The organism is Escherichia sp. 94.0001, assembly GCF_013369155.2.
GTDB classification, from domain to species: domain Bacteria; phylum Pseudomonadota; class Gammaproteobacteria; order Enterobacterales; family Enterobacteriaceae; genus Escherichia; species Escherichia coli_F.
In genome coordinates this window covers 185305-211646 of record NZ_JABWMS020000002.1, presented here as the reverse complement: position 1 = coordinate 211646, position 26342 = coordinate 185305, and the positions used below count along the sequence as shown (strand labels likewise).

The following is a 26342-nucleotide window of genomic DNA, read 5'->3' as shown; positions in this document are numbered from 1 at the left end:
TCCTGTTTACCTCTTTCTCAGGGAGTTTAGTCTCCAGGATTCCCGGGGCGGTTCAGTTTATGAATCATGCCAGGTTACCGATCTGCAAATTATAAATGCTGGCGTCATGCTCGCTACAAATCAGGATTTACCCAGCGAGACGTTTGATTTAGCGGTGATCGCGACGGGTCACGTCTGGCCTGATGAAGAAGAAGCAACCAGAACGTATTTTCCCAGCCCGTGGTCAGGCCTGATGGAAGCAAAGGTCGATGCGTGTAACGTGGGTATTATGGGAACATCCTTGAGCGGACTGGATGCGGCAATGGCAGTGGCTATTCAGCATGGTTCGTTCATTGAAGATGATAAACAACACGTCGTTTTTCACCGCGATAACGCAAGTGAAAAGCTAAATATTACGTTGATGTCGCGCACGGGTATTTTACCCGAAGCCGATTTCTATTGCCCTATTCCCTACGAGCCCTTACACATCGTCACTGATCAGGCATTAAATGCTGAGATTCAAAAAGGCGAAGAGGGCCTTTTGGATCGGGTATTTAGATTGATAGTAGAGGAAATCAAATTTGCTGATCCAGACTGGAGCCAACGCATAGCCTTAGAGAGCCTGAATGTCGATTCCTTTGCTCAAGCCTGGTTTGCCGAGCGCAAACAACGCGACCCATTCGACTGGGCAGAAAAAAATCTCCAGGAAGTCGAACGCAATAAACGAGAAAAACATACTGTTCCCTGGCGTTATGTCATTCTGCGCCTGCATGAAGCCGTACAGGAAATTGTTCCTCATCTGAATGAACACGACCATAAACGGTTCAGTAAAGGCCTTGCCCGGGTTTTCATCGATAATTATGCGGCAATCCCTTCAGAGTCTATTCGTCGACTACTGGCCTTACGTGAAGCGGGAATCATTCATATTCTCGCCCTCGGTGAAGACTACGAAATGGAAATTAATGAGTCGCGCACCGTCCTGAAAACGGAAGACGATAGCTACTCGTTTGACGTTTTTATTGATGCCCGCGGGCAGCGTCCGCTTAAAGTGAAAGATATTCCTTTCCCTGGACTACGCGAACAATTACAGAAAACAGGGGATGAAATCCCGGATGTTGGCGAAGATTATACGCTACAGCAACCCGAAGAAATTCGTGGGCGCGTAGCGTTCGGCGCGTTGCCCTGGTTGATGCACGACCGGCCATTCGTACAGGGACTTACGGCATGTGCAGAAATTGGTGAGGCGATGGCTCAGGCGGTCGTAAAGCCTGCATCCCGTGCTCGTCGGCGTCTTTCGTTTGATCAAATGTAAAGCTATCAGCACTCAACAAACTGATGCTGTTCATTAAGGCGATAGCGGACTCCGGCTCGAATATTGTTTTCACCTTCAATAGCGACGGCGAAGCGAACTCTTTCGCCGTCATGATATGCCAGTGCGGCGCTTCCCCCTGGCCCGAGAATAATTGAGTCGACCACGCCCGTGCTCACTATTGTTGAATCTTCACCGCTGGCAATGATGTGTACATTGTCGCCGCTGTTGGCAATTCTGGCGTTTGCGCCAAAGCTGGCGATTTGCACCAGGTCACCATTACTGGCGACATGACACCGTTCACCCAATGTGCAAACGCGTACTCGCATTCCGGTATTCGCAATCCGACTACTATCTCCAGCGCTGCTTATCCGCGAAGAATTACCGGTTACAGCAACCCGTGCGCGTTCACCGGAGCTGCCAATGTGACTGTTAAAGCCGACACTTCCAATCCGCACGCTATAACCCATACTGGCAATTTGTGCAGCATACCCAGCGGTTGCGATTCTGGCATTATCCTCACAACAGCCGATGCGAGCATGATCGTCGCTGCGGGCAAACTGACTGCAAAATGCTCTCTCTCCGGGATCTGTAGCCAATTTTTGCATAGAGGAAACTTCCTGATGCGCGAAGTTTTCATCCGCCAGCCATTTTTTCCACGCATACTCAACCAGACTCTCCGCCCAGTCCGTATATCCTTCCTCAATCAGTGCATGATGAATATCGGCATAACTACCGCCGCGTGGGAAATGGCGCAGGAACCAGCGATACATCACCGCTCCGATACGCCATTCTCGCAGGTCTGCTCGTGTAATGATCATTCGTTAGTGCCGGTGATAGCCATCGACCATGCTTTTAAAGGTTTCGTGTGGCGTACGCCCCGTGGTGCAAAGATAAAGATGACCGAAGATAAAAAAGAGGCTTATAAATGCCAGAGCAAAATGCGCCTGCAATAACCAGTATCTTACGCCAGGAAACACATCTCCCACGGCTTGCGGATAGAGACACAGCAGCCCCGTCAATAGTAACAACGGCAGCAATCCATACATGACACCAACATAGGCGACCTGCTGTAAGGGATTAAATTTAGACTGTGTTGTTGCCGGGAAAGGATGTTCTTCCCCCTGCATAATGCCAAACAAATAAAATCGCGTTTGTTTTGCCGCTCGCTCCAGCCAACCCTGACGACGAATGCGATAGTGGTGACCATTACCCCCAACGGCATTGATCAGAACAAAGCCGAGCCAGCATGCCAGTAAAAAAAATCCGCAAACTTCATGCACCGCAACCAGACTTTTAACCGCAGTTGCTCCCACCAGCGCAAAGTGATTTATCAGCCCACTTGCCAGCAACAATACAAAGAGTAACGCATTCGACCAGTGCCATAATCTGACCGCTTTGCTGTAAAGATAAATCTTCTCACCATGATCGGTGGCTGATTTCTTCACGCCACGAGCACGAAGCAAGGCATGCAGCCCCAGCACCAACCACATCCCAACCAGCAATAGTCCGGCAATGATCAACCACACCGGCCAAAATTCGGGAGTGAACTGTGGCACATAGTTCGCCAACTGGCTCTGAAACTGTTCAGCATGTTGCGACGGGTTCATACATTTTCCTTTTTAATCAAATGTTGACCGAATCGGCGATACAGATGCGGTTTCCCGGCACCAGGTAGCTGATATTGATAATATTTATTTTCTTGCAACCACGCTTGAATTTCTGGGCTATCTTCGCGACCAAAGATCAATGCATGTTCCGGGCAGGCGCTAACGCAAATGGGCGGAAAGCCTTTTGCTAGTCGGGACTCAGCGCAGAAATCACATTTATCTGCCACTTTAGTGACAGGGTTAAGGTAGCGAACCTGATACGGGCAAGCGCCAATGCAATAACTGCAGCCGATGCACTGCGATTTTTCTACCCGCACGATCCCCTGCATATCACGCCATGACGCTCCTGTTGGGCAAACGTCAATGCAAGGAGCATCTTCGCAGTGCTGGCATGACTGGCGAAAAAAGTGATACTGCGTTTCGTTGTCGTTATCGGTGACCGGTATGTGTGCTATCGATAAACGGCTTCCCTGAGCGGGGACGTGGTTAGTTTTACGGCATGCGCGGGCGCAAATATTACAGCCATTGCACCGTGACTCGTCATGAATCATGGCATACCGAACTTCCTTTTCTTGCCTCGTGTTCGCTAACAGAGAAGACGCTGAACCAGTAAAAAAGATTACTGTTCCCATCCCCAGAACAAATTTGCGTCGAGTGAAGGACATCTGATTATCCCCTAATGCAGTGGCTGCAACTGTCCACCCTATCCATGACATCTCCCTGAAATTTCAGGGGTTCTGAAACTGCTCTACCTCGAACCATTCGCATAAGCCAAAAGCTTTGCCATAGGTCATAAATCGCTCGCTAAACAAGTACAACACCGCCGTCGATGACTCTACCTGCCGTATATCGGCATATTCAGGTGCAACATCCATCGCGGCGATCGCGGCTTCAATCTGCGCTTCCTGGAAGTAATATGGCGCTTGCATCAGCATGGCGACTTTGTAAGGACGAGGATACGTCTGGCACTCAAAACGAACGGCGTGTGCAATAGCGCGACAAATGTCCTGCTCCACAACTTGCAAAGACATCGCCGCGTAGTTTTCACTCATGGCCTGCGTTGAGTAATAGTAATCATCCTGGCTTCCCGTCATACACGCGATATCCGCGTAGTCTCCGTTCTGCTTAATGTTTTCCAGCAAAACTGACAGTTCCTCTTCTGCAACCGAATAGGGTGGCGAGAGAAACACGGCGCGCGCCACCAGCTGCCCAGCCGCAGAATGCTGGCGAATGAACTCTGCCAGGATTTCAGCAGGTTCTGGTTCTGTGATGTCTTCACTTACCGTATCAACGGGGTGGCGCATCCCCTGCAACCATTGCCGCTTCGCCTCGTCAATTTCGCTGACTTCCGCTAACGGCAAGACATCCTGATGGTTCATCTCACCCATTCCTTACGCAGGCAGTAGATTGTGTGCTGCCAGATCGGCGGCAATATCTTCCAGCCCCAGACGCTGCAATGTTTCGCGGGTCGGACAACCAAGCTGTGGGTCCCAGCCCATTTCTTTGTAGAACATCGTGAGCGAAGCATGCATATCGTCACGATCCATTTTGTCAGTACCTTCAGTAAAGACCGGGATCTGCGGATCCTTGTCGAATACCCAGGAACAGATAAGATCGTGTTCATTACGCATATCTTTGGTTTGCATCAGTTTTACCGTGTAGGCGCGATGCAACGTAAAGATACGCTCTGCAGCTAAATCTAATTTTTCCTGAGTCATATCTTCGCCAGTGATCGCTTTGAAGAATTTGGCTTCAAGCGCCAGATCGCCCCGATAATTACGGCTTTTCAGCGGCGAAACGGTCATTGGCCAGACCCAGTTGCACAGGGTGACGGCGTTATGCAAACAGACCCGCAACAGCGACCACTTAGCATATTTAATTTTTGCGTCATTGATTGGCGTGTAGTTTTTGGTTTCATCGTAAGCATCTTCAGAACCAAAAAGCTCTTTCGCCACTTCACGTTGCAGTTTCAATGGCAAACCGGAACCAATGAAGTTGATATGGGTATGCGTCATGCAGTCACGGTTGAACATACAGTTAACAATGGAGCCGACCTGCGCTGACGCTTCATTGGCGTGGTGAACTGGATAGCCAAACGGCGACCAGAGTTTATTTTTCGCGTAGCCCCAGTACTCTTCACCCAAATTCCAGCGTTCTGCGATAGCATATGAACCATCAGCCAGGTGACTCAGCTCACCCACACGATGCGCCAGACGGTAGTAAAAATCTTTAATGAAGTTAACGTCACCCGCTTCCAGTTGATCCCAGCGAATTTCCGCATACTCTTCAGCAGGCAGAACACGCTTGAACACCCCTTTGCTGTAACAATAGGTAAAGTCGCGATGCAGCTGACCGTAGTTACACCATAGGCCGTAGTCATCGAACAGATTCAAACCAACAAGGTTACCAATCACACGACCATCGTCTTTATCTTCAAAATCTTTCGGACCGTTCGGGAAGATGGTGGTATGGACAAAGTTTGCAACACAAGTGTTACCACCTGTGCTGGGCACGCCAAACTCTTTCACCCGAGGAATATTCATTTGGGTCATACAACGGATCGGGCAAGAGTGGCAGCCGCTCATTTTTACTGTGTATTTCTCTGCCGCCGGACCTAAGTCAAAAACGGATTTATAGGTACGAAAGCCGACCGTGTTCTGATTGCCTGGCGGAATTTCCCCCGTTTCAATCGGACCACCTTCAGCCGCGCCCCAAAACAGCCCTTTACGTGCTGTCCAACGTGATTTGGGATCTGAATACTCTGCCCACGATTGCGGCGTACTTGGCACGACATGGTTGTTATTCGCACCGATAAGTTCAGTCATCATGTAATCGTTGAGACGCTTCATCTCCTGACGATTGGCAATGTTGACCCCTTTCGTCCCTTCAACCGCAATCGCTTTCAGGTTTTTCGAACCCATTATTGCGCCAGTTCCCGCACCACCGCTGTGGTTACGGCTATTCAACATGCCAGAGAGAGGAACAAGGTTTTCCCCAGCCTGACCAATAGCCGCCACACAGGTTTCAGGGCTGGTCAATCGACAAATCTCTTCCGTAGTTGCGCGCGTCCCTTTTCCCCATAAGAAATCGGCTTTTTCCAGGCTAACTTTGTCATCTTTAATATTCAGCCATACCGGTGCTTTCGCTTTCCCTTCGATAATAATGACGTCGTATCCAGCGAATTTCATTTGCGCTGCAAAAAAGCCCCCCATATGGGCATCGACGACTAAATTTCCTTTGGTAAAAGTAGAAAGTGAGGTGATATTTACGCGAGAACTGCAGGGGGCACCAGATCCAGTTAATGGGCCGGTAGCAAAGACTAATTTATTCGCTTCATCGAAAGGTTTCGTGCCTGGCGGTACTTCGTCATACATAATTTTGTAGCCGAAGCCCATACCACCGACAAAACTTTTAAACTTACTGGAATCTTCGAGGGTAATATTTCCTGTCGTGAGATTGACTCTTAATATATTACCTGTCCAACCGTTAGCCATGATTTTTTCCTTTGCAAGATTCACACAGTAATATCTTTCCACTCGATAATTTTTAACGCCCCTGTTGGGCAGGCGTTTGCGCATTCACCGCATAACACACATTTCGAGGATTTTTTACTTTCGGTATTTACGGTGGCCATCATCCACGGGCATGCCGTCGTACAGGCGCTACAACCAATACAACGTTTATGATCGACGGTAATACAGCCTTCTTCCTGTTGCCAGGTAATCGCACCAATCGGGCAGACATTCATGCATTGCGGTTCTTTGCATTGACGGCAGGTGTCCGCGGTATAGTTGAGATCGCCATACAGGCCGCCACCAGAGCCAACCCCGTTATCGCCAAAGAAATAATTGCGATGGATTTTGATACGGGAGAAGAATGTCCCTACTGAGCCATCGTTGAAGTTGGTACAAGAGATTTCACAGCGGTGGCAACCCGTGCATCGCGCACGTTGGGTCACCAGCACCCCTTTGGGTGTATTTACCAACCCTACTGTGCCGCTATCAATATCTTCCTGTTTGCAACCCAAAAGTGACAGTAACGCAGGGGCAATTGTTAGACCAGCAAGGCCTTTTCCTGATATACGCAAGAATTCTAATCGCGTTAAGCCAATATCTAATAGTGGACGATCAACCGGGTTCATTTATTTCGCATCCTCTTCGCAAACACAGTGCTGACAATTCAGCAGCCTGATATTAAGCATTCAACTAATACGCTGCTGACTCTGTCCCCAACACCAGATATTTTCCCTAACCCGATAGTGTATGAGAAAAGATTTAACGCTGATAAACTAATCCTTTATGGTTAGGAGGAAAAATAATGTGATTATTCTGAGCTCTTAACATTGATCGTTATCAATTAAAATCACAAAGCAAGAAATTATAAGTGAACTGATATTTATTATCATTTGAAATAAATTTAACTTAAGCGACAATTATTTATGACTTTCATTACAGAAAATAAAAATAACATTAGCGCTATAAATTAAAATACATACCGAAACTTGTATAATTTCAGCAGTTGTTATTTAGAATGATTAACTGGACTGCAACTGAACTAAGAATATCAGGATGAAGCTTACCGCCTCATCCTGAATGGTCATTTAACCAGTGCGTTAATGACGGTTTCCATCGCCTGCTTTTCCAGCTCACTGCGCTGAATGCGTTTATTGGCTAATGCTGTACGTAATACGCCTGCGATAACAATATGCTTTGGTTCCTGCCCCAGATCGCGCATTTCCAGCACAACTTTACCGACAACTCTGCACATCTCTCGGTACAGTTCATCCTCTTTTGTCCGATTTCCCATTATTTATACCTATTTATCATGCCAGCTATCAGCATATATCAATCTAATCAATTAAACAAAAACCAAAGAAAATCATACAAATAACGCGATAAATTATTATAACTGAAGCAATTTAGCGATGATGTATTTGCACACCTAATGAATTTTCACTCGTCATCACACTGACAAAGCTGACTCCAGACGTTGCGCAAACAGCGAAGTTTTTGCGTAACGTTTTCCCTGGAACGTTAAATCTTTGATAACAATTTATTGTCTAACGAGTTGTATATTTTTTGAAACGCTGTTTTTGTTTTCCTTTTGGATTAATTTCAGCGTATAATGCGCGCCAATTGACTCTTGAATGGTTTCAGCACTTTGGACTGTAGAACTCAACGACTCAAAAACAGGCACTCACGTTGGGCTGAGACACAAGCACACATTCCTCTGCACGCTTTTTCGATGTCACCTATCCTTAGAGCGAGGCACCACCACTTTCGTAATACCGAATTCGCTTTCCGGCAGTGCGCCCAGAAAGCAAGTTTCTCCCATCCTTCTCAACTTAAAGACTAAGACTGTCATGAAAAAGACCAAAATTGTTTGCACCATCGGACCGAAAACCGAATCTGAAGAGATGTTAGCTAAAATGCTGGACGCTGGCATGAACGTTATGCGTCTGAACTTCTCTCATGGTGACTATGCAGAACACGGTCAGCGCATTCAGAATCTGCGCAACGTGATGAGCAAAACCGGTAAAACCGCCGCTATCCTGCTTGATACCAAAGGTCCGGAAATCCGCACCATGAAACTGGAAGGCGGTAACGACGTTTCTCTGAAAGCGGGTCAGACCTTTACTTTCACCACTGATAAATCTGTTATCGGCAACAGCGAAATGGTTGCGGTAACGTATGAAGGTTTCACTACTGACCTGTCTGTTGGCAACACCGTACTGGTTGACGATGGTCTGATCGGTATGGAAGTTACCGCCATTGAAGGTAACAAAGTTATCTGTAAAGTGCTGAACAACGGCGACTTGGGCGAAAACAAAGGTGTGAACCTGCCAGGCGTTTCCATTGCCCTGCCAGCACTGGCTGAAAAAGACAAACAGGACCTGATCTTTGGTTGCGAACAAGGCGTAGACTTTGTTGCTGCTTCCTTTATTCGTAAGCGTTCTGACGTTATCGAAATCCGTGAACATCTGAAAGCACACGGTGGTGAAAACATCCAAATCATCTCCAAAATCGAAAACCAGGAAGGCCTCAACAACTTCGACGAAATCCTCGAAGCCTCTGACGGCATCATGGTTGCGCGTGGCGACCTGGGTGTAGAAATCCCGGTAGAAGAAGTTATCTTCGCCCAGAAGATGATGATCGAAAAATGTATCCGTGCACGTAAAGTCGTTATCACTGCGACCCAGATGCTGGATTCCATGATCAAAAACCCACGCCCGACTCGCGCAGAAGCAGGTGACGTTGCAAACGCCATCCTCGACGGTACTGACGCAGTGATGCTGTCTGGTGAATCCGCAAAAGGTAAATACCCGCTGGAAGCGGTTTCTATCATGGCGACCATCTGCGAACGTACCGACCGCGTGATGAACAGCCGTCTCGAGTTCAACAATGACAACCGTAAACTGCGCATTACCGAAGCAGTATGCCGTGGCGCGGTTGAAACTGCTGAAAAACTGGATGCTCCGCTGATCGTGGTTGCTACCCAAGGCGGTAAATCTGCTCGTGCAGTACGTAAATACTTCCCGGATGCCACCATCCTGGCACTGACCACCAACGAAAAAACGGCTCATCAGTTGGTACTGAGCAAAGGCGTTGTGCCGCAGCTGGTTAAAGAAATCACTTCTACTGATGATTTCTACCGTCTGGGTAAAGAACTGGCTCTGCAGAGCGGTCTGGCACACAAAGGTGACGTCGTAGTTATGGTTTCTGGTGCACTGGTACCGAGCGGCACTACTAACACCGCATCTGTTCACGTCCTGTAATATTGCTTTTGTGAATTAATTTGTATATCGAAGCGCCCTGATGGGCGCTTTTTTTATTTAATCGATAACCAGAAGCAATAAAAAATCAAATCGGATTTCACTATATAATCCCACTTTATCTAAGATGAATCCGATGGAAGCATCCTGTTTTCTCTCAATTTTTTTATCTAAAACCCAGCGTTCGATGCTTCTTTGAGCGAACGATCAAAAATAAGTGCCTTCCCATCAAAAAAATATTCTCAACATAAAAAACTTTGTGTAATACTTGTAACGCTACATGGAGATTAACTCAATCTAGAGGGTATTAATAATGAAAGCTACTAAACTGGTACTGGGCGCGGTAATCCTGGGTTCTACTCTGCTGGCAGGTTGCTCCAGCAACGCTAAAATCGATCAGCTGTCTTCTGACGTTCAGACTCTGAACGCTAAAGTTGACCAGCTGAGCAACGACGTGAACGCAATGCGTTCCGACGTTCAGGCTGCTAAAGATGACGCAGCTCGTGCTAACCAGCGTCTGGACAACATGGCTACTAAATACCGCAAGTAATAGTACCTGTGAAGTGAAAAATGGCGCACATTGTGCGCCATTTTTTTTGCCTGCCATTTACCGCTACTGCGTCGCGCGTAACATATTCCCTTGTTCTGGTTCACCATTCTGCGCTGACTCTACTGAAGGCGCATTGCTGGCTGCGGGAGTTGCTCCACTGCTCACCGCAACCGGATACCCTGCCCGACGATACAACGCTTTATCGACTAACTTCTGATCTACAACCTTATTATCTTTAAATTGCGTGAAGCCTGCTGGCAGTGTGTAAGGCATTGTCTGAACGTTCTGCTGTTCTTCTGCTGATAGTGGTCGATGCACTTCCACATAACGCATCCCGTTAGGCTCCACAGAATATTTCACCGGTTCGTTGATCACTTTCACCGGCGTTCCCGTCCGCACGCTGGAGAACAAGGCTTTAATATCCGGTGCATTCATGCGAATACACCCTGAACTGACGCGCAAACCGACGCTGTCCGGCGCACTGGTGCCATGAATGAGGTATTCGCCATTACCATGCGCGAGGCGCAGTGCGTAACGTCCTAGCGGGTTATTTGGCCCGGCAGGAACGACGGGCGGTAATTTAATGCCACGCTCCAGCGAACGCTGACGAATGCCCGCCGTTGGCGTCCAGGTTGGATTAGGGATTTTCTGCCCCACACGCGTTTCCATCACCGGCGTTTCCAGCCCCTGCAATCCAATACCTATCGGATAGACCTGCACGATATTTTCTCCCGGCGGATAATAATAAAGGCGCAGCTCTGCAAGGTTAACGATAATCCCCTGACGCGGCGCATCAGGCAATAACAGTTGCGAAGGAATCGTTATCGTCGTACCGGGTTTTGGCACCGGAGCGATAGTGTTATTGGCTTCAAGTATCAACATTGCCGCAGTATCAAAACGTCGGGCGATGGCCTGAAGGTTTTTATCCCCTTCTTGCACCGTATACGTTTGATTTTGCCCAACCAGTCGGCTTCCGGTTGGTGGTAGCGGATAATCAACCGCCCAGGCAGCCTGGATGGCGCTAAAAGCGCCGATAAGCGTGAGTGTAAGCAAAGACGCGCGTTTCATTGTAAACCTCCTGTATTTGCCGGAGACTCACGCTGAAACGTCGGATGGCGCTTATGTTCACCTGAAACCAAAACACTCCTGTGCAGGCCAGTGTAAACATTGACCACCCGGCAATGTGAGTCCACCGGATGAAAGCTGTCCCTTTAGTTTAGCTAAGTGCAGCGGCTTTGGCGCGAATTGCGCGAATCATCGCTTCCAGACCTTGTGAGCGTGATGGGGTGAGATGTTGGGTGAGCGCCATTTTTTCAAACCACGGGCGCACATCGAAATTGACAATATCCTGCGGTGTCATTTGATCGTAAAGAATAAAGACAACCGCAATAAGCCCTTTCACAATGGCCGCATCGCTGTCGCCCTGTAATTCAATAATTCCCTGCGCATTTTGACGCATCACAATCCATACCTGACTCTGGCAGCCCTGGATGCTATTTTGCGGGCTTCTGTCTTCGTCGTGTAATTCTGGCAGACGCTGGCCCAGCTCAATAATGTAGAGATATTTCTCTTCCCAATTGGCGCAGCGTAAAAAATTACGCAGCAATTTTTCTTTATCCGGCAATACAGCCATAGTGCCTCCCTGTTATCCCAGCAAACGATGAATACGTTGCAATCCGGTCACCAGACGATCAACTTCTTCATGGGTGTTATACATGGCCAGCGACGCCCGACACATAGCAGGGACGTTGTAATAGGCCATTAATGGCATTGCGCAGTGATGTCCGGTACGTACTGCAATACCGTAGTTATCAAGAAAACTGCCGACGTCATAGGCGTGGTGTTTGCCGAGATTAAAGGCAATAACGCCAAGCCTGTTCTGTGGACCATAGAGAGTGAGATCCGGTACAGACTCCAGCTGTGACAGCGCGTAATGCATCAGATTCTGTTCATACTCGGCTATGTTATTAAGCCCCAGCCCCGAAACATACTCGAGTGCCGCGCCAAGACCAATGATGCCTCCGGTATTGGGTGTGCCGGCTTCAAACCGCCATGGTGCTTTGGTCCAGGTAGTCCCTTCACTCAGGCTGACGGTGGCGATCATAGAACCGCCCCCTTCCCACGGCGGCATCTCCTGCAACAAGGCTTCTTTGACATAAAGAATGCCAATTCCAGTGGGGCCATACAGTTTATGCCCGGAGAACACGTAAAAATCGCAATCCAGCGCCTGAACATCCACCGGATGATGCATCACCGCCTGAGCGCCATCCACCAGCACTTTTGCGCCATGTTGATGCGCAAGCGTGATCATCTCTGCCAGCGGATTTTCTGTCCCAAGCACGTTGGAAACATGGGTAATTGCCAGCAGGCGAGTTTTCTCATCAAACAGCGTAGGCAGCGTCTCCAGTTGCAGCGTACCGTCGGGGTTGAGAGGGATCACACGCAGCTCTGCGCCAACGCGTGCACAAAGCATCTGCCAGGGGACAATGTTAGCGTGGTGCTCCATCTGACTGATGATGATGTTATCGCCCGCTCGCACGTTGCTGTTGCCCCAGCTATTGGCGACCAGATTGATCCCTTCCGTCGTGCCGCGGACGAACACCAGCTCTTCCGCCGAACGGGCGTTGATAAACAACGATGCCCGCTTGCGCACGTTCTCCATTTTCTCGGTCGCCTGGGCGCTTAAGGTATGAATACCGCGATGCACCGCCGCGTAGCCATGACGATAAAACTCGGCCTCGGCGTCAATCACCTGGCTTGGTTTCTGCGCACTGGCGGCGCTGTCGAGATAAGCCAGCGGCAAACCGTTTACCTCACGAGAAAGCACCGGAAAGTCGGCCCGCACTTTGTCGACGGAAAAAGTCATCTTGCACCTCCTGGCAGCCGTTGACCGATTCGGGCCAGCACCTGCTGTTTAAGCCCCTCATCACGCAGTGCTTCCGTCAGTTCGGCAGCAAAGGCGTAAATGATCATCTGCTGGGCATCTTGCCGATTGATCCCGCGCGAGCGCAGATAGAACATCTGTTCATCATCAATACGCCCCACCGTCGCACCGTGGCTGCATTTCACATCATCTGCATAGATTTCCAGCTGCGGTTTCGTATCCACTTCCGCCAGTTTTCCCATCAGCAAATTATTGTTGGTCATCTGACCATCCGTTTTGATGGCGTGCTGCGCGACGTTGATCAAACCGTTAAATACCGCGCGGCCTTTGTCGCTGACGATAGTTTTGTGCAACTGTCGGCTGTTACAAAAACCTTTATTGTGTTCCAGCCAGGTACGGGTATCACACACCTCGTTTTTCACCGGCATCGCCAGGCTATTGATCCGCAGCGTGCTGTTTTCGCCATTGAGTTGCGTACTGGTGTTGTGTCGTAACACTGCGCCACCCAGCAGGAAACTGTGGCTAAATGCGGTGGCATCGTCAGCCAGCAACAAATCGTTATGGGCAAAGTGGTGACTGACCGGGTTTTCAAACGCCAGCTTGATATGCTGCAAGTGGGCGTTCGCTGCGACGTTGATAGTGAACCGTGCGCCGGTGAAGTGACGAGCATCATTAAGGCTGACAAAATGTTCGATCACCGTTGCTTCGGCACCTTCCGCCAGATCCAGATGATGTCGGTAATGGGCAGTGTTCACCTCTTCACCTGCCACGCCCTGGGTGATATGCATTAACAGCAATGGCTTTGCCGGTCGTTGACCGCGCTTCACGGCGATATGCGTCACGCTTTGTGCCAGGCTTTCCGTCAAATGCAGAAACACTTCCGCCTGAATAGCGTCGGGTAACCCCTGACGATCGTCGTTAATGCTCACTTCATATCCGCTGCCTTCAGTTGCATCGCTCAGCGCGGGCACGTAACGTCCATCGACAAACACCAGCCGCACGGCGTCTAACGTTAACGCTAAGGCATCACGCTGCTGTGGGGATATCTCCCCCGCAATACTGACAAACTGGCTATTGGTCAGCCCTTCCAGCGGCGTATATTTCCAGTGCTCATGTTTGCGTGTCGGCAGTCCGGTACGCAGCAATTGTTGTAAATGCTGCTGTGCTTGCGGGGAGCGTTTCGCTCCGTCAGCTTCAAACAAGTGATGCCACTGTTGCAGCGCGTTACTGCTGTTCGGTAAGCCAGCCATAACCCTGCTCCTCCAGTTGTTTGACCAACGTGAAATCGCCGGATTTCACAATTCGTCCCTGATACAGCACATGGACATAATCAGGCTTGATGTAGTCGAGAATGCGTTGGTAGTGCGTAACAATGATGAATGAACGCTTGCCGTCACGCAGCGAGTTCACGCCATCGGCAACCACTTTTAATGCGTCAATATCCAGCCCGGAGTCCGACTCATCAAGAATACATAACTCCGGTTCCAGCACCGCCATTTGCAAAATATCGTTGCGCTTTTTCTCGCCGCCGGAAAAACCAACGTTTACCGAACGGGTTAATAAATCTTCCGGCATCTTCAGGAGAGCGATTTTCTCTTCCATCAAATCCTGAAAATCAAAGCGGTCGAGCGTTTCCTGGCCGCGATAGCTGCGCACCGCATTAAGTGCCGTTTGCAGGAAAAACTGGTTACTGACGCCGGGAATTTCCACCGGATACTGGAAGGCCATAAAGATGCCTTCGCCTGCACGTTCTTCCGGCGACAGCGCAAGCAAATCTTTGCCTTTAAACTCAACCGTGCCAGCCGTCACTTCATAATCTTCGCGTCCGGCAAGCGTTGCCGATAAGGTACTTTTGCCAGAACCGTTTGGCCCCATAATGGCGTGAACTTCGCCGGGACGAACGTCGAGGCTTAATCCGCGCAGGATAGCTTTATCTTCCACGCTGACGTGTAAATCTTTAATACTTAACATGTTTATTCCTTATCCGACGCTGTGTTCAAGACTGATGGCGAGGAGTTTTTGTGCTTCAACGGCAAATTCCAGCGGCAGTTCCGAGAACACGTCTTTGCAGAAACCGTTAACAATCATCGAGATGGCGTCTTCTTCGCTGATCCCGCGTTGCAGGCAGTAAAACAGTTGATCTTCACCAATACGTGATGTCGTTGCCTCGTGCTCCAGTTGCGCGCTGTTATTGCGACATTCGACATACGGGAAAGTATGCGCCCCACAATTAGCGCCTATCAGCATTGAGTCGCACTGGGTGAAGTTACGTGCATTGGTTGCCGTCGGCATGATTTTCACTAAGCCGCGATAACTGTTCTGGCTGTGTCCGGCTGAGATCCCTTTAGAGATGATGGTCGATTTGGTGTTTTTACCAATATGGATCATCTTGGTGCCGGTATCCGCCTGCTGATGACCGCTGGTCAGTGCCACTGAGTAAAACTCACCGATGGAGTTATCGCCGCGCAAAATGCAACTGGGATATTTCCACGTAATCGCTGACCCGGTTTCTGATTGCGTCCATGACATTTTGCTGTTTTCGCCTTCGCACAAAGCACGCTTGGTGACGAAGTTGAGAATACCGCCGGTGTTGTTATCGCCAGGGAACCAGTTTTGTACCGTGGAATATTTCACCTCGGCGTTTTTATGGATGATGACTTCCACCACCGCCGCGTGTAACTGATAGCTGTCACGCACCGGAGCGGAACAGCCTTCAATGTAGCTGACGTAGCTGTCTTCGTCGGCCACCAGAATGGTGCGCTCAAACTGCCCGGTTTTTTCCGCGTTAATACGAAAATAGGTGGAAAGTTCCATCGGGCAGCACACGCCTTTAGGCACATAAATAAACGTACCGTCAGAGGCTACCGCCGCATTAAGTGCGGCAAAGAAGTTGTCATTCCCCGGCACCACGGTGCCGAGATATTTACGCACCAGTTCCGGGTGATCGTGGATCGCCTCGCCAAAGGAGCAAAAAATAATTCCCTGCTCCGCCAGTTTTTCGCGATAAGTGGTGGCAACCGAAACAGAGTCGAAAATGGCATCCACCGCCACCTCTTTGCCTTCCCGCACGGGAACGCCCAACTGCTCAAACGCCGCCTCCACCTCTTTACTTAAAAAGGCGTTCGCGCCAGTTTGCTGCACCGCGCCAGGTTCAGACGCGCAAGTGTCGTCACAATTACCGCACGATGGTGCCGAATAGTAGCTGTAATCCTGATAATTCAGCTTGTCGTAGTGCGCTTTCAGCCAGTGCGGCTCTTCCATCTCCAGCCATGCGCGATAGGCATTGAGACGAAACTCCAGCATCCACTCCGGCTCATTACGCTTCGCCGAAATTGCGCGCACCACCTCTTCGTTTATCCCCTTTGCCAGCTCATCGGTGGCTAACTGGGTGAAGAAGCCTTCTTTATAATTCAGCGGGCCGCCGGTCCAGGTTTTGACATCGTCAGTTGCTTCTGTATTACGAGACATAGTACCGCCTATACCCCAAAGCTTTCGCCACAGCCACATTCATTCTGGGCTTTCGGGTTGTGAAATTTGAATATCTGATTAAGTCCTTCACGAACGAAATCGACTTCCGTGCCATCAATAAACGGCATCGCTTGCAGCGGGACAAACAGCTTCGCGCCGTCATGTTCAAACAGCAGATCGTCTTTGTCTGGCTCGCTAACACTGTCGAGCACATAGCCAAAGCCCGCGCAGCCCGTTTGCTTCACGCCTAAGCGCACGCCGACCATACCTGGTTGCTTTGCCACCAGCTCACGGATGTGGACCGCGGCAGCAGGTGTCAGCGTTAAGCCCTGCCAGGCGAAATCCTGTGGATTAAAGGTTCCTGAATGCATGTCCATCGATTTACCTCACTTCATCGCTTTCAGCGTATAACAGCATGTTAGTGATAATGATTATCAGTTCAACCCAGCAAACGCAGGGGCTTTACCGTAAAACATGCTTTTTGCCTGCTTTTAATAAGCATAGACCCTGATGTGTGGGTTAACAGGCACGCTAAGAATTAGGTATCTCATTGTTAGATAATGATTATTATCTAAGGAGCATTAAGGCTGTGATGAAAAAGAAAAAGTTGTATTGAAAATGACTATTTAAGAGATAGGTAAAAAAGTGCAGCGTTCAGAAATAAGAAAACCCTTAAGTCTGTGCATCACAGGCTTAAGGGTTTCTACCCCATCCGGCGCTTATCTCCGGCACTCACAGTGGCTTAGCTCTTGAAGGGGCGATAAGAATAGTCTCATAAAGCTAAGCCGCTGTTTTAGCACAAACTGCGATTTGTATTATTTTTGAACGTTATCAGGCGGGTAGATAAGCAGTATTAAGAAGGCCCTCGAACCTGGACGAAGATTAATCCAGGCCGATTTGGCGAACTCGCGGCATTACGTCAGGATCAATGCACGCCCAAACGCCAGGCAAAGTAGATTTCTTCTTTTAATTCAGCAGAAGAGAGAGTAAGCAGGTCAGCAAATTCAAGTTCTAGTTGTTTCAGACGTTTGAGATATTGGGCAGGTGAAAGATTGCTCTGGTCACGGCGTAAAAATTCAATGGCCAGTTGGGTGGGATCAAGTTGAGTAGACATAGCATCCTCGCTTTTAGACAAGACCTGCACAGTATACCACCGTTTACTGTGCAGATAATGACCAAAAGCAATATGCGTCACATTTTTCTGGTGACAACGTCACAAAATGGCTGTCGTCAATCGTGACGAACAGCACAAACGCCCTTTCTCATCGAGGATTTCTATCTGCCAAACCTGATGACGTGAACCGAGATGCAACGGTTTACATACGCCGCGTACCCGCCCTTCTCGTGCCGAGCGAACATGATTAGCATTGATTTCCAGACCAACCACTTTTTGCTCACCTTCGGTACATAAATAACCGGCAACGGAACCGATACTTTCAGCCAGCACCACGGACGCACCTCCATGCAGCAGCCCGAAAGGCTGCTTTGTCCGCGAGTCTACTGGCATTGTCGCTTCAAGCGTGTCATCACCAATATGTTCAAAGCGAATATCCAGCAACCCCACCATGTTTCCTTCACCCATTGCATTCAGTGCTTCCAGGGTGATTTTTCGTTTCCATATCATTTAATAATCTCCAGTAAAGCCTGCACAGGATGGCGTACCCCCGTGCCTTCAACCCGTTTTACCTGGCTGCGACAGGAATATCCGGTCGCCAGACAGCGGTTACGCGGCAGTCGCTGCATCGCCTGATGCCAGGATAACTCATAGATCCCGAGCGAGTTTTTATGATTTTTCGCTTCATGTCCGTAAGTCCCTGCCATGCCGCAGCAACCCACACTGACATTTTCCAGTTTCGCGCCAAAACGGGCAAATATCGCCGCCCATTGTGCTGGCGCGCCCGGCAAGGCGGTAACCTCGGTACAGTGACCAAAGAAATACCATGATTCACCGCTGACTGTAGCCACTGGCTGAGACTCAAGTATGCTTGCCAACCATTCATTCGCCAGTAAGACCTTAAACTCGCCACGCTCCTCGCCCAGAGCCAGTTTATATTCATCGCGATAACAAAGTACCAGCGCCGGATCGACGCCCACCATTGGCATCCCCAGCTTCGCCACACGGTTGAGGAAATCCGCCGTCTTTTTCGCCGTCTTCGCAAAACGATTAAGAAAGCCTTTAATATGCTGGGCTTTGCCATTTGGCGAAAATGGCAGTAACACAGGCTGGAAACCTAATTTTTCGACCAGACGGACAAAATCCGCCACCACTTGCGCATCGTAATAGCTGGTAAAGGGGTCCTGCACCACCAACACCGTGCGCGCTTTCTGCTCTGCATTGAGAGCTTCAAGCTGTTCCAGCGTCATGTTTGCCGAGCGATGCCCCACCATTTGTTGTTGCAGCGAGGGAACCGACAGCAGTGGCAAATCAACCATGCCGATATGTTTTTCCGAGAGTTTGCGCACCAGCGGCTGGTTAATGAAGAAGTTAAAAGTCTTCGGTGCACGAGCCATCAGCGGTGCGTAGCTCTCGACCGTGGCGACGAGGTGGTCGCGCAGGGGGCGCAAATAACGGGTGTGATAGAGTTGCAGAAAGCGAGAACGAAACTCCGGCACGTCAATTTTGATGGGGCACTGAGTCGAACACGCTTTACAGGCCAGGCAGCCCGACATCGCCTCTTTCACTTCGTGCGAGAAATCATATTCGCCTTTATTCGCATGCCAGCTATTACGCGTACGGGCAATTAACGTCCGCAGACTGACACCGGATTCAGGCAGTTCCTGTTCCAGTTTGAGTGGGTCAACGCCGCGATCTGCCAACAAACGCAGCCATTCACGCACCAGCGTTGCGCGCCCTTTCGGTGAATGAATCCGGTTCTGGGTAATCTTCATCGACGGGCACATCGGACTGCGGGCATCAAAGTTGAAGCATAAACCGTTGCCGTTACACTCCATTGCACCACGCCACTGCTGGCGTACCGCGATGGGGATCTGCCGGTCATATGTGCCACGCTTCACCGCATCCACTTTCATCATAGGCGCGTCGATACCTTCCGGTGGGCAAATTTTCCCTGGGTTGAGCCGGTTTTGTGGATCAAATGCCGCTTTGACTTTACGTAATTCGCCGTAAAGTTCCTCTCCAAAAAACGCCGGGCTGTATTCGGCACGAAAACCTTTGCCGTGCTCGCCCCACAACAAACCACCGTATTTCGCAGTCAGCGCCACCACGTCATCAGAGATTTGCTTCATCAAAATCTCTTGTTGTGGATCGCACATATCCAGTGCCGGACGGACGTGCAAGACACCTGCGTCGACGTGACCGAACATACCGTAGCTTAAGCCGTGGCTGTCGAGCAGCGCGCGAAATTCAGCAATATAATCGGCCAGATGTTCCGGCGGTACGCAGGTATCCTCAGCAAACGGAATTGGCTTAGCGGCACCTTTGGCATTGCCAAGCAGACCAACGGCTTTTTTGCGCATCGCATAGATACGTTCAACACCCGCCAGTTCGCGGCACACCTGCCAGCCAATCACACCTGCCTGTTGGCTGGCAATCAGTTCATCCAACCGCGCACAGAGTGCATTTACCCGCTCATCAATCAGCGTCTCATCATCACCGGCAAATTCCACAATGTTCAGCCCGAGCATTTCTTTGTCAGGCACATCGGTAATCAACTCGCTGACGGAATGCCAGACAATATCTTCCCGCGCCAGATTCAGCACTTTTGAGTCCACCGTCTCTACCGAAAGCGCCCGCGCCTCAACCATAAACGGCGCGTTACGCAGCGCGGAGTCAAAAGAGTCATATTTGACGTTCACCAGACGGCGCACTTTAGGCAAGGGCGTAATATCCAGCCGCGCTTCGGTAATAAAGGCCAGCGTCCCTTCTGAACCCGTCAGAATGCGCGTAAGGTCGAACTCAGTCATCTCATCGTTAAAGACATGACGCAGATCGTAACCCGTCAGAAAACGGTTAAGTTTGGGGAAGTTGTCGATAATTAACTGGCGTTGCTGACGGCAACGTTGATAAACCGTGTTATAAATTCGCCCGATTGCGGTATTGGTTTTACCCAGCGTTTCTGCCAGTTCGACGGGTAAAGGTTGCGTATCGAGAATATCGCCCCCCAACAACACCGCGCGTACGCCAAGTACGTGATCTGACGTTTTGCCATAGACCAGCGATCCCTGACCGGATGCATCGGTATTGATCATCCCACCGAGCGTTGCCCGGTTGCTGGTCGAAAGTTCTGGCGCAAAAAAGTAGCCGAATGGTTTCAAATACTGATTGAGTTGATCTTTTATCACCCCAGCTTCCACGCGCACCCACCCCTCTTCAGGGTTAATTTCGATGATGCGGTTCATATGGCGGGACATATCAACAATAATCCCCTGGTTGAGCGCCTGACCGTTAGTGCCGGTGCCACCACCTCGCGGGGTAAAGATCAGCGATGAATAGCGTTCCTGCGCGGCAAGACGGGCGATCAGCGCCACATCTGCGGTTGAACGCGGAAATACCACCGCATCGGGGAGAAGTTGGTAAATACTGTTGTCGGTCGACATTGTCAGACGATCGGCATAACTTGTCGCCGTATCGCCGGTAAAACCCTGTTGCTCCAGCTCTTGCAAAAAATTAAGCACCAGTTGAACGACGCCGGGTGCCTGGGAAATCTGTGGAATCATTATATTGACCCTTTCCTGCGGTCTGTGATGTAGGTCGATACACTATTCTTTCAGGCGGCTGCAATAGCGCACTGAAAGGTGATGTTTGTTTACTCTATGGATTTCGAGTTGCAGGAAGGCGGCAAGCGAGTGAACTCCAGGAGCTTACAAAAGTAAGTGACTGGGGTGAACGAACGTAGCCGCAGCACATGCAACTTGAAATACGACGAGTAAATCGTTTGCGTGTTGCCTGAGTTGTTGTACCACATTTTTTTCTAACACGCCCATGAGAATTAAGGGCAGAATCGGCCTGTTAAAAACCGCTGAAATTGCTCATCATTATGCAGGTGAGTTTCGCGTGTTCACGTCGCGTCGACGATTTGACGCACAAAAAAGGTGAAAAGTAGTTATGGTAAATGTTCGTCAGCCCAGGGATGTCGCACAAATTCTGCTTTCGGTGCTGTTTTTAGCCATCATGATTGTGGCATGTCTGTGGATTGTTCAACCCTTTATTCTCGGCTTCGCATGGGCCGGTACGGTGGTTATCGCCACCTGGCCGGTATTGTTACGTTTGCAAAAGATCATGTTTGGCCGCCGCTCTCTCGCCGTTCTGGTGATGACGCTGTTATTAGTGATGGTGTTTATCATCCCTATTGCTTTGCTGGTTAACAGTATCGTCGACGGCAGCGGCCCGCTTATTAAAGCCATTTCCAGCGGTGACATGACGTTACCCGATCTGGCGTGGCTTAATACCATACCGGTGATTGGCACGAAGCTGTACGCAGGCTGGCACAACTTGCTGGATATGGGAGGCACGGCGATCATGGCCAAAGTCCGTCCTTATATTGGCACCACCACCACCTGGTTCGTTGGGCAGGCGGCGCATATCGGGCGCTTTATGGTGCATTGTGCGCTGATGCTTCTCTTCAGCGCCCTGCTGTACTGGCGCGGTGAACAAGTGGCGCAAGGCATTCGCCATTTTGCAACCCGTCTGGCAGGCGTTCGTGGAGATGCCGCCGTGCTGCTGGCGGCACAAGCTATCCGCGCAGTGGCGCTGGGTGTTGTGGTGACAGCGTTAGTACAGGCAGTGCTTGGCGGTATCGGCCTCGCGGTATCCGGCGTACCTTATGCAACTTTGCTCACGGTGTTAATGATCCTCTCCTGCCTTGTCCAACTTGGCCCGCTGCCGGTGCTGATTCCGGCGATTATCTGGCTCTACTGGACCGGCGATACCACCTGGGGCACGGTATTACTGGTATGGAGTGGTGTGGTTGGCACGCTGGATAACGTCATCCGCCCAATGTTAATTCGCATGGGTGCCGATTTACCGCTGATCCTGATTCTCTCTGGCGTTATTGGTGGTTTGATTGCTTTCGGCATGATCGGTCTGTTTATTGGTCCGGTTCTGTTAGCCGTTTCCTGGCGTCTTTTTGCCGCGTGGGTGGAAGAAGTCCCACCGCCGACTGACCAACCGGAAGAAGTTCTCGAAGAACTTGGCGAAATCGAGAAACCGAATAAGTAATTTCTCATCAGGCGGTTCTGCCGCCTGATTGTTAACCACCGCTAATTGATATTTACTTGCTCTTCACTATATTTTCCTGCTTACCGCCATTCAGCTGGTAGTACCTGTCGCAAATTCTTTACAGTTTTTAAACTAATGAGACGAATCTGATCGACGCAAAAAGTCCGTATGCCTACTATTAGCTCACGGTTATAAATCAACATATTGATTTATAAGCATGGAAATCCCCTGAGTGAAACAACGAATTGCTGTGTGTAGTCTTTGCCCATCTCCCACGATGGGCTTTTTTTTAACATTTTTCCGCTTCGCTACCTCGCCCCTCACTCTTTCCAATAATGTTGCACAAGATACTGTGACTCTCTTCAAGCCGTCGGCAGGCTGATAATGTTATTTATATTTTATTGTTTATTTCATGCAGCCATTACACGATGAACGCTTATGAACTCCAGGCTCTTCGCCATATTTTTGCCATGACTATTGATGAATGCGCGACCTGGATTGCCCAGACCGCTGACAGTGAAAGCTGGCATCAGTGGGAAAATGGCAAATGCGCCATTCCTGATCGTGTGGTCGAGCAACTGTTGGCTATGCGACAGCAACGAAAAAAACATCTTCATGCCATCATAGAGAAAATAAATAACCGCATCGGCAACAACACCATGCGTTTTTTCCCTGACTTAACCGCGTTTCAACGTGTCTACCCTGATGGCAATTTTATTGACTGGAAGATCTATCAATCGGTAGCCGCTGAATTATATGCACACGATCTGGAGCGCCTTTGTTAATTTTCCAAAGAAAGGAATTGTCGTTGTTACAACAATAATGAACGGATGCTGACACAACATCGCTTCACTTTTTAAAGCACCTTTGCTAAGTAGAACCTATGAAAAATCCCTATTTCCCTACCGCACTTGGGTTGTATTTTAATTACCTGGTGCATGGTATGGGCGTCATTTTGATGAGCCTGAATATGGCCTCGCTGGAGACGCTTTGGCAGACTAATGCCGCAGGCGTCTCAATAGTTATCTCATCGCTGGGTATTGGTCGATTAAGTGTCTTGCTTTTTGCAGGATTATTATCCGATCGCTTTGGTCGCCGCCCTTTTATCATGCTCGGGATGTGCTGCTATATGGCCTTCTTTTTTGGCATCCTGCACACCAATAACATCATTATCGCTTATGGTTTGGGCTTTCTGGCGGGAATGGCAAACAGTTTTCTCGATGCAGGCACCTATCCCAGTTTGATGGAAGCTTTTCCACGTTCACCGGGTACAGCTAATATTTTAATTAAAGCATTTGTTTCCAGCGGGCAATTTTTATTACCGCTAATCATCAGCCTGTTAGTGTGGGCTGAACTGTGGTTCGGCTGGTCCTTTATGATTGCCGCAGGCATTATGTTTATTAACGCTCTGTTTTTATACCGTTGTACGTTCCCACCCCATCCGGGTCGTCGCTTACCTGTCATAGAGAAAGCCACCAACTCTACGGAACATCGCTGTTCAATTATCGATTTAGCCAGTTATACCTTATATGGCTATATCTCAATGGCAACCTTTTATCTGGTTAGCCAGTGGCTGGCACAGTACGGACAATTTGTTGCAGGCATGTCATACACTATGTCGATCAAACTACTCAGTATCTACACCGTGGGTTCGCTGCTTTGTGTATTTATTACCGCTCCACTCATTCGTAATACCGTTCGCCCAACAACATTACTGATGCTGTACACCTTTATCTCATTTATTGCTCTGTTTACCGTCTGTCTGCATCCCACATTTTATGTGGTGATAATATTTGCTTTTGTCATTGGTTTTACCTCTGCTGGAGGTGTTGTGCAAATTGGCCTGACATTAATGGCTGAACGTTTCCCCTACGCTAAAGGTAAAGCTACAGGGATCTATTACAGTGCGGGCAGTATTGCGACCTTTACTATTCCGTTGATTACGGCTCATCTGTCCCAAAGAAGTATTGCCGATATTATGTGGTTCGATACCGCCATCGCTGCCATCGGCTTTTTACTGGCACTGTTTATCGGCTTACGCAGCCGCAAAGAAACGTGGCATCACTCGCTAAAGGAAAATGTCGCTCCGGGTGGGTAATGCAATATTCTTTTCAGGTCATGCAAGATCTTACGGATAAATAACTCTTTCTGCGCCAACTAAGGAAAATCGCGATAAAAAACAAACTATGACATGCAATATTCCTGGAAACATAAACTTTATGCCATGTACCCAGGGAAAATCATCTTCAGTATAGTAATTATGTAAACCGTCGGAGAACAATACGTACGGTAACGAAATTATCTTTCAGCAAGGAGCTGTGAAAATGTCTCAAAATAAGGCTTTCAGCACGCCATTTATCCTGGCTGTTCTTTGTATTTACTTCAGCTATTTCCTGCACGGCATTAGTGTTATAACGCTTGCCCAAAATATGTCATCTCTGGCAGAAAAGTTTTCCACTGACAACGCGGGCATTGCCTATTTAATTTCCGGTATCGGTCTGGGCCGATTGATCAGTATTTTATTCTTCGGTGTGATCTCCGATAAGTTTGGTCGTCGGGCGGTAATATTAATGGCAGTAATAATGTATCTGCTATTCTTCTTTGGTATTCCCGCTTGCCCGAATTTAACTCTCGCCTACTGTCTGGCAGTGTGCGTAGGTATCGCTAACTCAGCGCTGGATACGGGTGGCTACCCTGCGCTCATGGAATGCTTTCCGAAAGCCTCTGGTTCGGCGGTCATACTGGTTAAAGCGATGGTGTCATTCGGACAAATGTTCTACCCAATGCTAGTGAGCTATATGTTGCTCAATAACATCTGGTACGGCTATGGGCTGATTATTCCAGGCATCCTATTTTTACTGATCACGTTGATGCTGTTGAAAAGCAAATTCCCCAGCCAGTTGGTGGACGCCAGCGTAGCTCATGAATTACCACAAATGAACAGCAAACCATTAGTCTGGCTGGAAGGTGTTTCATCGGTAATGTTCGGTGTAGCCGCATTCTCGACCTTTTATGTGATTGTGGTGTGGATGCCCAAATATGCGATGGCTTTTGCTGGTATGTCAGAAGCTGAGGCATTAAAAACCATCTCTTATTACAGTATGGGTTCGCTGGTCTGTGTCTTTATTTTTGCCGCACTACTGAAAAAAATGGTCCGGCCCATCTGGGCTAATGTATTTAACTCTGCACTGGCAACAATAACAGCTGCCATTATCTACCTGTACCCTTCTCCATTGGTGTGTAATGCCGGAGCCTTTGTTATCGGTTTCTCAGCGGCTGGCGGCATTTTACAGCTCGGCGTTTCGGTCATGTCAGAGTTTTTCCCCAAAAGCAAAGCCAAAGTCACCAGTATATATATGATGATGGGTGGACTGGCTAACTTTGTTATTCCGCTGATTACCGGTTATCTGTCGAACATCGGCCTGCAATATATCATTGCTCTCGATTTTACTTTCGCGCTGCTGGCCCTGATTACCGCAATTATTGTTTTTATGCGCTATTACCGCGTTTTCATTATTCCTGAAAATGATGTGCGGTTTGGCGAGCGTAAATTTAGCACCCGGTTAAACACAATTAAGCATAGAGGTTAAAG

25 protein-coding genes and 1 other RNA gene are annotated in these 26342 nt (G+C 49.1%); 9 read left to right on the top strand and 17 right to left on the bottom strand.

What is annotated here, in order from left to right; translation table 11 throughout:
- Positions 1-1291: FAD-NAD(P)-binding protein (locus HEN33_RS02115; RefSeq protein ID WP_183083412.1), on the top strand; the 1291-nt coding region annotated here is incomplete at its 5' end.
- A gap of 5 nt (positions 1292-1296) precedes the next feature.
- Here the strand turns inward: HEN33_RS02115 and ydhT are convergent.
- From ydhT to fumD, 7 genes are all read right to left on the bottom strand, one after another.
- Positions 1297-2109 (bottom strand): protein YdhT, encoded by an 813-nt coding sequence (gene ydhT, locus HEN33_RS02110; RefSeq protein WP_000587571.1) that lies wholly within the window; start codon positions 2107-2109, stop codon positions 1297-1299.
- A gap of 3 nt (positions 2110-2112) precedes the next feature.
- Positions 2113-2898 (bottom strand): thiosulfate reductase cytochrome B subunit, encoded by a 786-nt coding sequence (gene phsC / locus HEN33_RS02105; protein ID WP_176263616.1) that lies wholly within the window; start codon positions 2896-2898, stop codon positions 2113-2115.
- Complete coding sequence (locus HEN33_RS02100) at positions 2895-3563, bottom strand: 4Fe-4S dicluster domain-containing protein (protein WP_050486602.1); 669 nt, start codon at positions 3561-3563, stop codon at positions 2895-2897. The genes phsC and HEN33_RS02100 overlap by 4 nt, the downstream gene beginning before the upstream one ends.
- Positions 3564-3626: 63 nt before the next feature.
- Positions 3627-4277, bottom strand: a complete 651-nt coding sequence (locus HEN33_RS02095) for a YdhW family putative oxidoreductase system protein (protein WP_176263617.1) — start codon at positions 4275-4277, stop codon at positions 3627-3629.
- Positions 4278-4289: 12 nt separating this feature from the next.
- Complete coding sequence (locus HEN33_RS02090; RefSeq protein ID WP_032184331.1) at positions 4290-6392, bottom strand: aldehyde ferredoxin oxidoreductase; 2103 nt, start codon at positions 6390-6392, stop codon at positions 4290-4292.
- Between the two features lie 20 nt (positions 6393-6412).
- Positions 6413-7039 (bottom strand): ferredoxin-like protein, encoded by a 627-nt coding sequence (locus HEN33_RS02085; RefSeq protein ID WP_176263618.1) that lies wholly within the window; start codon positions 7037-7039, stop codon positions 6413-6415.
- A gap of 455 nt (positions 7040-7494) precedes the next feature.
- Positions 7495-7704: a fumarate hydratase FumD gene (fumD, locus tag HEN33_RS02080; protein ID WP_000528342.1), complete on the bottom strand. Its 210-nt coding sequence runs from the start codon at positions 7702-7704 to the stop codon at positions 7495-7497.
- Positions 7705-8058: 354 nt separating this feature from the next.
- Between fumD and ynhH the strand changes: the two genes are divergently transcribed.
- The 3 genes from ynhH to lpp all read left to right on the top strand — a co-directional run bounded on the left by ynhH (position 8059) and on the right by lpp (position 10220).
- The gene (ynhH, locus tag HEN33_RS26780) at positions 8059-8253 is read left to right on the top strand and encodes a protein YnhH (protein ID WP_244591676.1); all 195 of its coding nucleotides are present in this window, start codon (positions 8059-8061) and stop codon (positions 8251-8253) included.
- Between the two features lie 7 nt (positions 8254-8260).
- Positions 8261-9673 (top strand): pyruvate kinase PykF, encoded by a 1413-nt coding sequence (pykF, locus tag HEN33_RS02075; RefSeq protein ID WP_000751442.1) that lies wholly within the window; start codon positions 8261-8263, stop codon positions 9671-9673.
- Between the two features lie 310 nt (positions 9674-9983).
- The gene (gene lpp / locus HEN33_RS02070) at positions 9984-10220 is read left to right on the top strand and encodes a murein lipoprotein Lpp (RefSeq protein ID WP_000648420.1); all 237 of its coding nucleotides are present in this window, start codon (positions 9984-9986) and stop codon (positions 10218-10220) included.
- Between the two features lie 63 nt (positions 10221-10283).
- On the opposite strand, the gene ldtE is transcribed toward lpp, so the two are convergent.
- From ldtE to ydiJ, 10 genes are all read right to left on the bottom strand, one after another.
- On the bottom strand, positions 10284-11288 hold the full coding sequence (ldtE, locus tag HEN33_RS02065) for a L,D-transpeptidase LdtE (RefSeq protein WP_032303139.1): 1005 nt from the start codon (positions 11286-11288) through the stop codon (positions 10284-10286).
- A 148-nt stretch (positions 11289-11436) separates the two neighbouring features.
- Positions 11437-11853 (bottom strand): cysteine desulfuration protein SufE, encoded by a 417-nt coding sequence (gene sufE, locus HEN33_RS02060; RefSeq protein ID WP_000279727.1) that lies wholly within the window; start codon positions 11851-11853, stop codon positions 11437-11439.
- A 12-nt stretch (positions 11854-11865) separates the two neighbouring features.
- The gene (sufS, locus tag HEN33_RS02055) at positions 11866-13086 is read right to left on the bottom strand and encodes a cysteine desulfurase SufS (RefSeq protein ID WP_176263861.1); all 1221 of its coding nucleotides are present in this window, start codon (positions 13084-13086) and stop codon (positions 11866-11868) included.
- The gene (sufD, locus tag HEN33_RS02050; protein ID WP_176263862.1) at positions 13083-14354 is read right to left on the bottom strand and encodes a Fe-S cluster assembly protein SufD; all 1272 of its coding nucleotides are present in this window, start codon (positions 14352-14354) and stop codon (positions 13083-13085) included. The genes sufS and sufD overlap by 4 nt, the downstream gene beginning before the upstream one ends.
- The gene (sufC, locus tag HEN33_RS02045) at positions 14329-15075 is read right to left on the bottom strand and encodes a Fe-S cluster assembly ATPase SufC (RefSeq protein ID WP_000948864.1); all 747 of its coding nucleotides are present in this window, start codon (positions 15073-15075) and stop codon (positions 14329-14331) included. The genes sufD and sufC overlap by 26 nt, the downstream gene beginning before the upstream one ends.
- A gap of 9 nt (positions 15076-15084) precedes the next feature.
- A complete protein-coding gene (gene sufB, locus HEN33_RS02040) occupies positions 15085-16572 on the bottom strand; it encodes a Fe-S cluster assembly protein SufB (RefSeq protein WP_148048341.1) in 1488 nt (495 codons plus the stop codon).
- Between the two features lie 8 nt (positions 16573-16580).
- A complete protein-coding gene (sufA, locus tag HEN33_RS02035) occupies positions 16581-16949 on the bottom strand; it encodes a Fe-S cluster assembly scaffold SufA (protein ID WP_000367171.1) in 369 nt (122 codons plus the stop codon).
- Between the two features lie 548 nt (positions 16950-17497).
- Positions 17498-17686, bottom strand: a complete 189-nt coding sequence (locus HEN33_RS02030; protein WP_001296104.1) for a YdiH family protein — start codon at positions 17684-17686, stop codon at positions 17498-17500.
- Between the two features lie 99 nt (positions 17687-17785).
- Positions 17786-18196, bottom strand: a complete 411-nt coding sequence (menI, locus tag HEN33_RS02025) for a 1,4-dihydroxy-2-naphthoyl-CoA hydrolase (RefSeq protein ID WP_032184335.1) — start codon at positions 18194-18196, stop codon at positions 17786-17788.
- Positions 18193-21249 carry a D-2-hydroxyglutarate dehydrogenase YdiJ gene (gene ydiJ, locus HEN33_RS02020; protein WP_176263863.1) on the bottom strand — a complete coding sequence of 1019 codons (3057 nt, stop codon included), beginning with the start codon at positions 21247-21249 and terminating at the stop codon, positions 18193-18195. The genes menI and ydiJ overlap by 4 nt, the downstream gene beginning before the upstream one ends.
- Before the next feature lie 388 nt (positions 21250-21637).
- Between ydiJ and ydiK the strand changes: the two genes are divergently transcribed.
- From ydiK to HEN33_RS01995, 5 genes are all read left to right on the top strand, one after another.
- The gene (gene ydiK / locus HEN33_RS02015; protein WP_000248647.1) at positions 21638-22750 is read left to right on the top strand and encodes an AI-2E family transporter YdiK; all 1113 of its coding nucleotides are present in this window, start codon (positions 21638-21640) and stop codon (positions 22748-22750) included.
- Between the two features lie 185 nt (positions 22751-22935).
- An RNA gene (gene rprA / locus HEN33_RS02010) (antisense sRNA RprA) lies at positions 22936-23043 on the top strand.
- Between the two features lie 135 nt (positions 23044-23178).
- Positions 23179-23535 (top strand): YdiL family protein, encoded by a 357-nt coding sequence (locus HEN33_RS02005; protein WP_088541852.1) that lies wholly within the window; start codon positions 23179-23181, stop codon positions 23533-23535.
- Positions 23536-23633: 98 nt separating this feature from the next.
- Positions 23634-24848, top strand: coding sequence for an MFS transporter (locus HEN33_RS02000; protein ID WP_000795527.1), 1215 nt, complete (start codon positions 23634-23636; stop codon positions 24846-24848).
- 226 nt (positions 24849-25074) lie between these two features.
- Positions 25075-26340: an MFS transporter gene (locus tag HEN33_RS01995; RefSeq protein ID WP_176263864.1), complete on the top strand. Its 1266-nt coding sequence runs from the start codon at positions 25075-25077 to the stop codon at positions 26338-26340.
- Positions 26341-26342 lie beyond the last annotated feature (2 nt).

What these genes read in the sequence shown, in the direction of transcription:
- menI (WP_032184335.1), bottom strand. Translation starts at nt 18,196, where the DNA reads ATGATATGGAAACGAAAAATCACCCTGGAAGCACTGAATGCAATGGGT.
- sufC (WP_000948864.1), bottom strand. Translation starts at nt 15,075, where the DNA reads ATGTTAAGTATTAAAGATTTACACGTCAGCGTGGAAGATAAAGCTATC.
- HEN33_RS02095 (WP_176263617.1), bottom strand. Translation starts at nt 4,277, where the DNA reads ATGAACCATCAGGATGTCTTGCCGTTAGCGGAAGTCAGCGAAATTGAC.
- ydhT (WP_000587571.1), bottom strand. Translation starts at nt 2,109, where the DNA reads ATGATCATTACACGAGCAGACCTGCGAGAATGGCGTATCGGAGCGGTG.
- HEN33_RS02000 (WP_000795527.1), top strand. Translation starts at nt 23,634, where the DNA reads ATGAAAAATCCCTATTTCCCTACCGCACTTGGGTTGTATTTTAATTAC.
- lpp (WP_000648420.1), top strand. Translation starts at nt 9,984, where the DNA reads ATGAAAGCTACTAAACTGGTACTGGGCGCGGTAATCCTGGGTTCTACT.
- HEN33_RS02090 (WP_032184331.1), bottom strand. Translation starts at nt 6,392, where the DNA reads ATGGCTAACGGTTGGACAGGTAATATATTAAGAGTCAATCTCACGACA.
- sufA (WP_000367171.1), bottom strand. Translation starts at nt 16,949, where the DNA reads ATGGACATGCATTCAGGAACCTTTAATCCACAGGATTTCGCCTGGCAG.
- ydiK (WP_000248647.1), top strand. Translation starts at nt 21,638, where the DNA reads ATGGTAAATGTTCGTCAGCCCAGGGATGTCGCACAAATTCTGCTTTCG.
- HEN33_RS01995 (WP_176263864.1), top strand. Translation starts at nt 25,075, where the DNA reads ATGTCTCAAAATAAGGCTTTCAGCACGCCATTTATCCTGGCTGTTCTT.
- HEN33_RS02030 (WP_001296104.1), bottom strand. Translation starts at nt 17,686, where the DNA reads ATGTCTACTCAACTTGATCCCACCCAACTGGCCATTGAATTTTTACGC.
- sufD (WP_176263862.1), bottom strand. Translation starts at nt 14,354, where the DNA reads ATGGCTGGCTTACCGAACAGCAGTAACGCGCTGCAACAGTGGCATCAC.
- HEN33_RS02005 (WP_088541852.1), top strand. Translation starts at nt 23,179, where the DNA reads ATGAACGCTTATGAACTCCAGGCTCTTCGCCATATTTTTGCCATGACT.
- ldtE (WP_032303139.1), bottom strand. Translation starts at nt 11,288, where the DNA reads ATGAAACGCGCGTCTTTGCTTACACTCACGCTTATCGGCGCTTTTAGC.
- sufS (WP_176263861.1), bottom strand. Translation starts at nt 13,086, where the DNA reads ATGACTTTTTCCGTCGACAAAGTGCGGGCCGACTTTCCGGTGCTTTCT.
- pykF (WP_000751442.1), top strand. Translation starts at nt 8,261, where the DNA reads ATGAAAAAGACCAAAATTGTTTGCACCATCGGACCGAAAACCGAATCT.
- HEN33_RS02085 (WP_176263618.1), bottom strand. Translation starts at nt 7,039, where the DNA reads ATGAACCCGGTTGATCGTCCACTATTAGATATTGGCTTAACGCGATTA.
- phsC (WP_176263616.1), bottom strand. Translation starts at nt 2,898, where the DNA reads ATGAACCCGTCGCAACATGCTGAACAGTTTCAGAGCCAGTTGGCGAAC.
- sufB (WP_148048341.1), bottom strand. Translation starts at nt 16,572, where the DNA reads ATGTCTCGTAATACAGAAGCAACTGACGATGTCAAAACCTGGACCGGC.
- fumD (WP_000528342.1), bottom strand. Translation starts at nt 7,704, where the DNA reads ATGGGAAATCGGACAAAAGAGGATGAACTGTACCGAGAGATGTGCAGA.
- HEN33_RS02100 (WP_050486602.1), bottom strand. Translation starts at nt 3,563, where the DNA reads ATGTCCTTCACTCGACGCAAATTTGTTCTGGGGATGGGAACAGTAATC.
- ydiJ (WP_176263863.1), bottom strand. Translation starts at nt 21,249, where the DNA reads ATGATTCCACAGATTTCCCAGGCACCCGGCGTCGTTCAACTGGTGCTT.
- sufE (WP_000279727.1), bottom strand. Translation starts at nt 11,853, where the DNA reads ATGGCTGTATTGCCGGATAAAGAAAAATTGCTGCGTAATTTTTTACGC.